The organism is Streptomyces sp. WY228 (assembly GCF_019287315.1).
In the GTDB taxonomy this organism is placed as follows: domain Bacteria; phylum Actinomycetota; class Actinomycetes; order Streptomycetales; family Streptomycetaceae; genus Streptomyces; species Streptomyces caviscabies.
Genome location: NZ_CP079114.1, coordinates 3,991,165 through 4,001,430, shown reverse-complemented (window position 1 = coordinate 4,001,430; position 10,266 = coordinate 3,991,165). Strand labels below are relative to the sequence as shown.

10 protein-coding genes are annotated in these 10,266 nt (G+C 70.9%); 4 read left to right on the top strand and 6 right to left on the bottom strand.

Annotation, left to right across the window (positions count from 1 at the left end; translation table 11 throughout):
* Positions 1-59: 59 nt before the first annotated feature.
* Positions 60-2,171 (bottom strand): hypothetical protein, encoded by a 2,112-nt coding sequence (locus KV381_RS17505; protein WP_030076989.1) that lies wholly within the window; start codon positions 2,169-2,171, stop codon positions 60-62.
* Positions 2,172-2,430: 259 nt separating this feature from the next.
* A complete protein-coding gene (locus tag KV381_RS17500; protein WP_030076987.1) occupies positions 2,431-3,105 on the bottom strand; it encodes a hypothetical protein in 675 nt (224 codons plus the stop codon).
* A gap of 440 nt (positions 3,106-3,545) precedes the next feature.
* On the opposite strand from KV381_RS17500, the gene KV381_RS17495 reads away from it, so the two are divergent.
* Positions 3,546-4,619, top strand: coding sequence for a CdaR family transcriptional regulator (locus KV381_RS17495; protein WP_030076985.1), 1,074 nt, complete (start codon positions 3,546-3,548; stop codon positions 4,617-4,619).
* Between the two features lie 30 nt (positions 4,620-4,649).
* Here the strand turns inward: KV381_RS17495 and KV381_RS17490 are convergent, their stop codons facing one another.
* Positions 4,650-5,105: a tellurite resistance TerB family protein gene (locus KV381_RS17490; protein ID WP_030076984.1), complete on the bottom strand. Its 456-nt coding sequence runs from the start codon at positions 5,103-5,105 to the stop codon at positions 4,650-4,652.
* A gap of 225 nt (positions 5,106-5,330) precedes the next feature.
* Here KV381_RS17490 and hemC point away from each other — a divergent pair, with 225 nt between their 5' ends.
* A complete protein-coding gene (gene hemC / locus KV381_RS17485) occupies positions 5,331-6,263 on the top strand; it encodes a hydroxymethylbilane synthase (RefSeq protein WP_218785618.1) in 933 nt (310 codons plus the stop codon).
* A gap of 125 nt (positions 6,264-6,388) precedes the next feature.
* Here hemC and KV381_RS17480 read toward each other — a convergent pair whose 3' ends face one another.
* The 3 genes from KV381_RS17480 to KV381_RS17470 are packed head-to-tail and all read right to left on the bottom strand — an operon-like array spanning position 6,389 to position 8,754.
* Positions 6,389-7,663, bottom strand: coding sequence for a cation:proton antiporter (locus KV381_RS17480; RefSeq protein ID WP_030076980.1), 1,275 nt, complete (start codon positions 7,661-7,663; stop codon positions 6,389-6,391).
* A 2-nt stretch (positions 7,664-7,665) separates the two neighbouring features.
* Positions 7,666-8,136: a cation:proton antiporter regulatory subunit gene (locus KV381_RS17475; RefSeq protein ID WP_030076978.1), complete on the bottom strand. Its 471-nt coding sequence runs from the start codon at positions 8,134-8,136 to the stop codon at positions 7,666-7,668.
* 48 nt (positions 8,137-8,184) lie between these two features.
* Complete coding sequence (locus KV381_RS17470) at positions 8,185-8,754, bottom strand: flavoprotein (protein WP_030076976.1); 570 nt, start codon at positions 8,752-8,754, stop codon at positions 8,185-8,187.
* 159 nt (positions 8,755-8,913) lie between these two features.
* Here KV381_RS17470 and KV381_RS17465 point away from each other — a divergent pair, with 159 nt between their 5' ends.
* Positions 8,914-9,558, top strand: a complete 645-nt coding sequence (locus KV381_RS17465) for a dihydrofolate reductase family protein (protein WP_030076974.1) — start codon at positions 8,914-8,916, stop codon at positions 9,556-9,558.
* Between the two features lie 206 nt (positions 9,559-9,764).
* The gene (locus tag KV381_RS17460; protein ID WP_193462702.1) at positions 9,765-10,244 is read left to right on the top strand and encodes a hypothetical protein; all 480 of its coding nucleotides are present in this window, start codon (positions 9,765-9,767) and stop codon (positions 10,242-10,244) included.
* Positions 10,245-10,266: the final 22 nt, after the last annotated feature.

Here is a 10,266-nt window from a genome sequence, read left to right as displayed (position 1 = left end):
CCGAGGGGTCCGTCCTCAAACGCCGGACGGGCTGACAGCGGGCCGCCCGCTGCCTGGGGCTACCCCTTGGCCCCGTTCAGAGACACCGCCGCGGGAGCCACCTTCGTACCGGTCACCGAAGACACCGGCAGATCCGCGAGCCCCAGCTCCTTCGCCGCCGCCAGCAACTGCTCCACCTGCCCGGACGCCGCACCCGACGACCCCATCAGCCGCATCAGCAGCGCCGACACCGTCAGGTTCTGCACATCACCCGTGGAGACCGACCCCAGCACCCGGCTCAGGTCGTCCGTGAAGGACGACGAACCGTCCAGCCACGGCCCCGCCAACGCTTGCGCGGTCTGCGAGTTGTCCACGAACCCGTCCACCGCCTTGCCGAGCGAGATCGACGACACGAGCCGGTCGAAGAAGACGGACTCCCCGCCGACGATGTCGATGTCGGCGTTCTCCAGACCCGTCGCCAGGACCGTCGCCTGCGCCTCGGCGACCTGCCGCTGCACCTCCAGGCCGGCCAGCCGGATCTCCTTCTCCGCGTCGAGCCGCAGGCGGTACTCCTCGTGCCCGCGCGACGCCTCGTCCAGCGCCGCCATCGCGGCCGCCTTCTCCGTGAGCCCCGCGGCCTCCGCCTTCAGCTTCTCGCCGATGACCGCCGCGTCGGCGGTCGCCTGCGCCTGGGTGCCCTCCGCGTCGGCGAGCGCCTTGAGCCGCGCGCCCTCCGCCTCGGCCTTGAGCCGGGCCGCCGTCGCCTCGGCCTCCGCGAGGCCGGCCTTCTCGGTGACGTCCGCCTCCGCGTCCCGCACCTGTACGGCGGCGAGCCCCGGCGCGGCCGTCTCGGCCTGGATCCCCTCGGCCAGCCGCAGCTTGGCCTGCGCGTCGAGGTCCGCGGTCTTCAGCCGCGCCTCGGCGAGCGTGAGCTGCTCGGCCGCCAGGTGCGTGGACGCCGCCTCGGCCGCCTCGGCCGCCTTGATGTCCTTGACCAGCTTCTCCTGGGCCTCCGCCTCGGCCGCGATGATGACCGACCTGCGGGCCCGCTCGGCGTCCTCGACGGCGCGCAGGGTGAGGATCGACTCCTCCTGCTCGGCGACCGTGCGGTCCACCGCGATCCGCTCCCGGATGACGTCGGCGACCTCGCGGCGCTCGGCCTCGACCTCCTTCGTGGCGGCGATCCGGTTCAGCTCGGTCTCGCGCTCGCGCCCGATGACCTCCAGCATCCGGTCCTTCTCGATGCGCTCGCTCTCGACGGCGATGACGCGCTCGCGGTTCTTCTGCGCGACGGCGATCTCCCGCGCCTGGTTCTCGCGCTGGATGCCGAGCTGCTCCTCGGTCTTGATGAACGCGCTCTGCGAACCGAGCCGCTCCTCCTCCTGCACCCGAGCGGTGGCCGCCTCCTCGCGGGCCCGCAGCGTCTCGACCTCGCGGCGCTGCTTGATCTCGGCCTCGGCCTGCCGGCGCTCCAGCTCCAGGATCGTCTCGCGGGCGTCGACGTCCTGCCGGGTGATCTCCTTCTGCTCGGTGCGCTGGAACTCGTTGGTGCGCACGTGCTCGATCGCGGTCAGCTCGGTGATCTTCCGGATGCCCTGGGCGTCCAGGATGTTGGCCCCGTCGAGCTGCGCCATCGGGGTCTGCTCGAGGAAGTCGATCGCGGCGTCGTCGAGGTGGTAGCCGTTCAGGTCGGTGCCGATGACCTGGATGATCCGGTCCCGGAACTCCTCGCGCTTGGTGTACAGGTCGACGAAGTCGAGCTGCTTGCCGACGGTCTTGAGCGCCTCGGAGAACTTCGCGGAGAAGAACTGCTGGATGGCGTCCTTGTCGCTCGCCCGTCCCGTACCGATGGCCTGGGCGACCTTGATGACGTCCTCGACGGTCTTGTTGACCCGGACGAAGAAGGTGATCTGGATGTCGGCGCGGATGTTGTCCTGGCAGATCAGACCCTCGCGCCCGGCACGGCGGATCTCGATCGTCTTCACCGAGATGTCCATCGTCTCGGCCTTGTGGAGCACGGGCAGGACGACGGCCCCGGTGAAGGTGACGTCGACCTTCTTGGTCTTGGAGATGATCAGCGCCTTGCCCTGCTCGACCTTGCGGAACAGCCGGGTGATGACGAAGGCGATGGCGATGACGATGAGCAGGACAACGGCGATGAGCACGCCGATGCCCAAGGAGATGGCATCCATAGAAGAGTCCTTGGCGGCTTGTCGGTACGGAAGTGGCACAAGCGAAGTAGGGGTGGCGGGCCGTCACGGGGACGGGCGGCGGGTGCGTACGTCGGGACGATCCGGAGCCTCGGAGCCCCGGCCGGCCCGGGCGGGCCGACCGATCCGGTGACCTGGTGCCCCGGTCGTCCGGGCGGACGGATCACCCGGACCGGACAGGCGACCCGGGTGGCCGGGAAGCCGGTGCCGCCCGGTCACCCGGATCGGCGGATCGGCCGGTTCAGCTGTCCGGCCCGCCCGGCAACTGCTGTGGTCGGGTGTTCGGACCGGGGTCGAGCGCCGCGTCGTAGGGCGAGACCCAGAAGAACTCGCCGTCCTCGTCGTACGCGTAGAGGAGTCCGGAGCCGCCCAGCACGAGCGGCGCCTCCTCCGCGCCCGGTCGGGGGAGCGGGAAGGGCTCGGCCCGGCGGACCTGCACGATGGCCGTCGATCCGTCGTGGGACACGACCTCGGCCTGGCCGAACGTCGCGGTGACGGAACCGGTGCGGATCGTGCAGACGCTCCCGACGAAGTCCAGCCTCGATGGCGGAGGTTCCGCCGGGAAGTACCGGCGGAAGCGGTGGACGAGGAGGCGGACGGCCCCCCAGGCGAGGAGCAGCGAACCGGCGAGCACGGCGACCGCGAGCACGGCGCGGGTGGCGGTGCCGTGCTCGCCGTGGCGCAGCAGAACGGTGCCGGACAGGCTGCCGAACCAGGAGAAGACGACCAGCAGGGAGACGGAGACGGAGACCGGAACACCGCCGAGACCGGCCGGGCCGGTGTCGAGGTCCGCGTCGAAGGAGTCGTGGCCGGCGGCCCCGGCCAGCACCAGCAGCCAGAAGCAGATGACGACGATCAGAGCGGCGCCGAAGATGACGGCGGGGAAGGTGAGTGCCGCGCTCAGGAATTCGTCCATCGGTCCCGCCCCCCTGCGTCCTGCGCACGGGCCCTGGGGCGGTGCGCGTCCTTCGTGCTTCCTGCCGGTACGGGGGCGGCGAGCGGCCGGCGGGTGGTCCGGGACCCCGGCCGCTGCGGCACTGTCGGTGCCTGCCGCAGTGGCCGGGGCGTTCCCCCGGTGGGGGCCTTCCGCCGGATCTCGAACCGACTCCGAACCGTCCGTGTTCCCCCGTGGACGATCCGGGATCCGAGACCCGGGAAGGGCTCCCGTTCCCCCGTTTCCCCGTGCTCCCCCGTGTGCTTCCCCCGTGTTGTTGCTGACCTGATCCTGTCATCCGGACTCCGCCCGGCGCATTGCCGGATCCCGGCAATCTTTACGCTTTGCTGATGCCGGGCACCGGCACCGCCCCGTGTGCGTTGGGGAAATGACAGGACTGTTGCAAGGCTGAAGGAGAGTGCGTGGCCGAGCCAAGGATTCCCGAGGAAATACTGGGCAATTATGCTCATATTCTGGGCGAAGTCGCCCTCACGGGCCGCCGCCTGACGCGTAACGAACTGGAGGCGCGCCGGGCACTCGGCCGTGCCGCGGCGGATGCCGGGCATCAGCTGCGCGCCCTGGTGACGATGCATCTGGCACAGACGCGTGAAGCCTGGCCGCGCGCCGCTGCCGGAAACTCCCCCGCCGTGACCGATGCCGTGCTGGCCGCGGTGGAACAGGCGGTCGACGCGTTCGCCGAGGGCTTCGAGCGCGCCCAACGGCTCACCGTACGGCGGGAGGAGGCGGCGCGCCGGGAATTCATCGACGACCTGCTCTACGGGCGCAGCGACCTGGTCCGGCTCGCGGAGCGCGCGACCCGCTTCGGCCTGCGGCTCTCCCGGGCGCACGCGGTCGCGGTGGCGTCGGGCCCGGAGGCGTACACGGAGACGGACGCGGTGCCGCGCAGTGTGGAGACGGCGCTGCTGACGCGGTTCAGCGGCCGCAAGATCCTGCTGACGACGAAGGACGGCCGGATCGTCTGCATCGCCCCGGGCAGCCAGCCCGACGTCCTGCGCTACTTCGCCAAGCAGGCGCACGCGGCGACGGACGGCGGCCGGGTCGCGGTCGGCCGCCCGCACAAGGGCCCGGGCGGGGTGGTCCACTCGTACGACGAGGCGCTCGAAGCCCTCGATCTGGCGGACCGGATGGGGATGGACGACCCCGTGCTGTACGCCTCTGACCTGATGGTCTACCCGGTGCTGACCCGGGACCGGCAGGCGATGGCCGATCTGGTGCGCAGCGAGCTGGGCCCGCTCCAGAAGGCGAGGGGCGGTGCGGAACCGCTGCTGAACACGCTGGCGGTCTATTTCGACGCGGGCTGCGTGGCCGCCGAGACGGCCCGCCGACTGGCGCTGAGCGTACGGGCGTTGACGTACCGGCTGGAGCGCATCCACCAGCTCACCGGGTCCGACCCCTCGGACCCGATGCACCGCTACAGCCTGCAGACGGCGGTCATCGGGGCCCGGCTGCTGGACTGGCCGGCCAAGGAGCTGTGACACGCCCCGGCCGGCCCGGTGGTACGCGCTCTACAGGTCGAACTCGTGCGGCGGCAGGTCGAGCGCGAAGCACGCCTCCCGCACGACGGCCTGCTCGGTGGCGTCGAAGTCTCCGTCGGCGCCGCCGATGACGATGCCGATCTGGATCACGGCACGGGCCTCGGCCGGCTTCTTCTTCGCCTTGGCGATCTCCTGGACCACGCCGACCTTGCCGAGGGCGAAGTCGGCGGTGAGCTGGTCGACGTACGTGTTGAAGCGCCGCTGGAGGTCGTCCGCGGGGAAGTTCCGCAGGACGTCGTTGGACGCGATGAGCGCCGCGACGCGCTGGCGCTCGGACGGGTCGACGGAACCGTCGGCGGCGGCCACCAGGGCGCACATGGCCATGCTCGCGTCCCGGAACGACCCCGACTTCAGCTCGTTCTTCTTCGCCTCCAACTGCGTCTGCATCGACGAGGCGGATTCCTTGATGCGGTCCCACAGAGCCATGACGTCTCCCTACGTTCCCTGCGTCGAACATCTCTACAAACATGTAGAGATTAACAGCCGAGGTCTCTCCGGACGCCGGGAACGAGCCGCTCCACAGCCCTCGGACACGCATCGGCCGAATGTCGTCTCGCACGACTGAGCGATACTCAACAGCCTTTGCATGAACCGGAGGTGACGGAGGGTCCGGTCCACGGAACCCGCGTCCGACCCTCTATCGTGGGCGCCATGCCCGCCGATCTGATCCGCATCGTGTCCCGTGACTCCCCGATGGCGCTCGCCCAGGTGGAGCGCGTACGCGCCGAGTTGGCCGAATCCCACCCCGGAATCCGTACCGAGGTCGTCCCGGTCCGCACGACCGGCGACAAGTGGATGGGCGATCTCAGCGCCGTCGAGGGCAAGGGCGCGTTCACCAAGGAGGTCGACCAGGCGCTCCTCGCCGGGGAGGCGGACCTGGCCGTGCACTGCGTGAAGGACATCCCGGCGGACCGCCCGCTGCCGGCGGGCACGGTCTTCGCCGCCTTCCTCCGGCGCGACGACATCCGCGACGCGCTGATCCACCCGGGCGGGCTGACCCTGGACGAGCTGCCGTCCGGCACCCGGATCGGCACCTCGTCCGTACGCCGCTCCGCGCAGCTCGCGGCCTCGCACCCGCACCTCGACTGCGTACCGATGCGCGGCAACGCCAACCGCCGGCTGGAGAAGCTGGCCGGCGGCGAGGCCGACGCGCTGCTGCTGGCGGTGTCCGGCCTGGAGCGCATCGGCCGTACGGACGTGATCACCGAGGTCCTGTCGCCCGAGGTGATGTGCCCGCCGATCGGCGCTGGCGTCCTGGCGCTCCAGTGCCGCGAGGGCGACGACGCCGTGATCGACCTCGTGAGCGGCCTCGGCGACCCGGCGGCGTACCGCGAGACGACCGCCGAGCGGATGTTCCTCCATGTGCTGCAGGGCCACTGCAACAGCCCGATCGCCGGGTACGCGCAGGTCGAGCGGAGCGGTGATCTCTCGCTGCGGGCGAAGGTGTTCACGCCCGACGGCAAGACCGTGCTGAACGCGCACGAGTGGGCGGGGGCGCTGGACCCGGCCACCCTGGGCACGTCCGTCGCGGTCGCGCTGCTGCGGCAGGGGGCGCGGGAACTGATCGACGGCATCGCGCACTGAACGGCATCGCGCACGGAGAGGTGCGGTACGGACGACGAAGCCCCCGGACACCAGGGGGCGTCCGGGGGCTCGACCACGCTCAGGGAGCTACGGCGCCGGCATCGGTGGCCGGCGCGGCTGAACCGCTACTCGTGCTTCTCGCCCGCCGGTTCGGGGGTGAGGTCGTCGTGCGTGGGCAGTCGGCGTTCGGGCGCGGACTTCGCGACGGGCTCCTTCGCCAGGGCGTCGCTCGTGTCCTTGCCGCCGCCGCGCCGGGCCTCGATCTTCGCGGCGATGGGCTGCGTCCACCGGGCGGTGAGCGGGCCGACGATGACGAGGATCAGGACGTACGCGGTGGCGATGGGGCCGATGCGCGGCTCGGTGGCCACGGCCAGACCGGCGATGACGATGGAGAACTCGCCACGCGCCACGAGGGTGCCGCCCGCCCGCCAGCGACCGCGCGAACCGACGCCGGCGCGGCGGGCCGCGTAGTAGCCGGTGGCGATCTTGGTGAAGACGGTGACGACGGCCAGCAGGGCCGCGGGCAGCAGCACCGGCGGGATGTCGGCCGGGTTCGTGGAGAGCCCGAAGAAGACGAAGAACACGGCGGCGAACAGGTCCCGCAGCGGCGTGAGCAGCTTGCGGGCGCCCTCGGCGACCTCGCCGGAGAGCGCGATGCCGACGAGGAACGCGCCGACGGCCGCGGAGACCTGGAGCTGCTGGGCGACACCGGCGACCAGGACGGTGAGGCCGAGGACGACCAGGAGCAGCATCTCCGGGTTGTCGGAGGAGACCGCGCGGCTGATCAGACGGCCGTGGCGGAGCGCCAGGTAGAGGACGAGCCCGACGGCCCCGAGCGCGATGACGAGCGCGAGGCTGCCGCCGGCCAGGCTGACCCCGGCGAGCATGGCGGTGAGCAGCGGCAGGTACACCGCCATCGCCAGGTCCTCCATGACGAGGACGCCGAGGATGACGGGGGTCTCGCGGTTGCCGAGCCGGCCGAGATCGGTCATCACCTTGGCGATCACGCCGGACGAGGAGATCCAGGTGACACCGGCCAGCGCGACCGCGCCGACGGGGCCCCAGCCGAGGACCAGGGCGGCGACGGCGCCGGGCGTCGCGTTGAGGACGAAGTCCACGGCCCCGGACGGATACTGCGTCTTCAGACTGGTGACCAGCTCCGACGCGCTGTATTCGAGCCCCAGCAGCAGAAGGAGCAGGATGACGCCGATCTCGGCGCCCACCATGGTGAACTCCTCGCTCGCGTCGAGCGGGATCAGCCCACCGTGGCCGAACGCCAGCCCGGCGAGCAGGTAGAGCGGGATGGGGGAGAGCCCTATCCGGCCCGCGAACCGTCCCACGAGCCCCAGCCCGAGGATGACGGCCCCCAGCTCCACCAGCAATGCAGTCGTGTCATGCACGGTCAGCCCTCCGCAATGATCTCGGAGAGCGCGTCGACGCCCTCACGCGTACCGACGGCGACGAGTGTGTCCCCGATGGCCAGTCGAAAATCCGGTTCCGGCGACGGGTGCGCGCTGTGGGTGCGCAGCACCGCCACGATGGACGCCCCGGTCCGGGTCCGCGCCCGCGTCTCCCCCAGCAGCCGCCCGCCGTACGGGGAACGGGACCCGAGCGGGATGTGCTCGGTGACGAGGTCGATGCCCTCGGTCCGTACGGCGTCGATGGGCGCCGGATCGATGAGGTGCGCGAGCGCGGTGGCCTCGGTCGTCGTCAGGGGGACGGAGAGTTGGCACGAATCAGGGTCGTCCTGTTCGTAGAACCCGATGAACCGGCGTCCGTCGTGGTGCACGACGACCGAGATGTGCTGACCCGTCTCGGTCGTGAAGTCGTACTGAGCACCCACTCCGGGCAGTGATGTACGGCGGGTTCCCATGGCTTCCTCCCGAGACGTGCGGCGGCGTGCGCGCACTTGGCGATCTCTTTATTCGGCCATTACCTTATCGGGCGGCTCCCGGCCGTCGAGGGGCCGCAGCAGCTCCAGGGCCTCTTCCCAGGGAAAGGGCTCCTGGCCGCCGTCGGAGGCGGGCGGCTGGGACGTACGGGAGCCGACGAGGACGCCCATCTCGCGCAGCTTGCGCAGGCTCTCGGCGTACGCGGGGTGCTTGGCGAGGACGGAGTTCACGGCCGGAAGGACGGCGGTGGGGACGCCGAGCCCGTACGCCTCGCACAGGATGCCGAGGGCCAGGGTGTCCGAGATCCCGGCCGCCCATTTGTTGATCGTGTTGAACGTGGCGGGCGCGACGACGATCGCGTCCGGGTCCGGGAACGGCCGCGGGTCGCCGGGCGAGCGCCAGGCGGACCGGATCGGATACCCGGTCCGCGCCTCGACGGCCGCGGCGTCGAGGAACCCGAGCCCCTGCGGGGTGGCGACGACGCCCACGTCCCACCCGGCGTCCAGCGCGGCGGCGAACAGCCGGTCGGCCTCCCGGGCGACCCCGGCCGCGCAGACGACGACGTACAGGAACGGCTTACGGTCCGGCTGATCGCTCATGGGCTCCCCTGTTGATCGCTGAGGCGGTGCGGCTCAGCAGCGTACGGGGGGCGGACGGCGATAGTGGGTGGAGAGAGCCGCGGGCACGACCGGGACCGATGAGTTCGGGCGGCGCCCCCGGTCTACCCGTGGAGAACGCCAGGAACACAGGAGGACGGCATGGCTCAACTGCTGCGAGTGCAGAACTTCACGGTGTCGAGCGACGGCATCGCCGCCGGCGAGAACCAGACGCTGGAGCGGCCTTTCGGCCACGTCGACCCCGGGCGTCTCTTCTCCTGGGCGGGCGCCACGGCGAGCTGGCCGAACCGCACGGACCCCGGCGGGAGCCGTGGCCTCGACGACTACTTCACGCGGGACTTCGCCCACAACATCGGCGCGGAGATCATGGGCCGCAACAAGTTCGGCCCGCAGCGCGGCCCTTGGGAGAACCACGAGTGGCAGGGCTGGTGGGGCGACGAACCCCCGTTCCACACCCCGGTGTTCGTGATGACCCACCACACGCGCCCTTCGTTCACGCTCTCCGACACCACGTTCCACTTCGTCGACGCCGACCCGGCGACGGTGCTGGACCGGGCGAAGGAAGCGGCGGACGGCAAGGACGTCCGGCTCGGCGGCGGAGTCACCACGATCCGCGCGTTCCTCGACGCCGGCCTGATCGACACCCTGCACGTGGCGGTCTCCCCGGTGAAGCTGGACACGGGCCTGCGCCTGTGGGACTCGCCGGACGAACTGCTGGACCGCTACCACCTGGAGGCGGTGCCCAGCCCGAGCGGCATGACACATCACCTGTTCTGGCGGAAGTGACGGCGAGGGCCGCCCGGATCCGCGAAACGCCCGGCGTCGCGGCGGCGGATCGTGGAGAGTCGATTGCGTAGTCGTCCGAGTGCGCACAGATACGAAGCGCACCCGGACACCGCGCGCTGCCGACCAGCAGCCCTCCGCAAAGGACTTCCGCCTTGTCGCCCTTCGAACCTCGACACGCTCCCGCCGGCGATGTGGGCGCGGCGCTCATGCTGGTCGACTCCCGGATCAGGACCGTTCACGCGGGCAAGAGCGGGCCCGACCCCGAACAGGAGCAACTCGTCCAGCACCTCCTCAGTTCACTCGGCCCGGAGGGTGTCGACGACGTGCTGGACGGAACATGCACGCTCATCTACCTGTACATGAAGTGGCTCCGGGAGGCCCACGAGGCGCACGAGAAGGACGTCGTCGAATACGTGGTGCCGACTCTCGTCACATCCCTGAAGATGCTGCCGAAGAGCGTTCCGCCCGAGGCGGTACCCACGATGGCGGGCCTGGCCATCGCGGCCGCCATCGGCCTGAGCCCCACCCTGTGGCGCAACCAGTACGGCGACTGGACGGAAGCGGAACTGACCCCGCTGGAGGCGACGGCATTCCTGCTCGCCGAACACATCAACCGGATGACGGACGACCACAACTTCGCGACGCGCATGATCACGGAGGCGCTGTCGAAGGCGGAGGCGGGGTGAGGGCCATGTTCGGCCTGCCGAC

Bases quoted from the DNA above. Each gene is read 5' to 3' on its own strand.
- KV381_RS17475 (WP_030076978.1), bottom strand. From the start codon at position 8,136: ATGGGAACCCGCCGTACATCACTGCCCGGAGTGGGTGCTCAGTACGAC.
- KV381_RS17490 (WP_030076984.1), bottom strand. From the start codon at position 5,105: ATGGCTCTGTGGGACCGCATCAAGGAATCCGCCTCGTCGATGCAGACG.
- hemC (WP_218785618.1), top strand. From the start codon at position 5,331: ATGCCCGCCGATCTGATCCGCATCGTGTCCCGTGACTCCCCGATGGCG.
- KV381_RS17505 (WP_030076989.1), bottom strand. From the start codon at position 2,171: ATGGATGCCATCTCCTTGGGCATCGGCGTGCTCATCGCCGTTGTCCTG.
- KV381_RS17500 (WP_030076987.1), bottom strand. From the start codon at position 3,105: ATGGACGAATTCCTGAGCGCGGCACTCACCTTCCCCGCCGTCATCTTC.
- KV381_RS17470 (WP_030076976.1), bottom strand. From the start codon at position 8,754: ATGAGCGATCAGCCGGACCGTAAGCCGTTCCTGTACGTCGTCGTCTGC.
- KV381_RS17465 (WP_030076974.1), top strand. From the start codon at position 8,914: ATGGCTCAACTGCTGCGAGTGCAGAACTTCACGGTGTCGAGCGACGGC.
- KV381_RS17460 (WP_193462702.1), top strand. From the start codon at position 9,765: ATGCTGGTCGACTCCCGGATCAGGACCGTTCACGCGGGCAAGAGCGGG.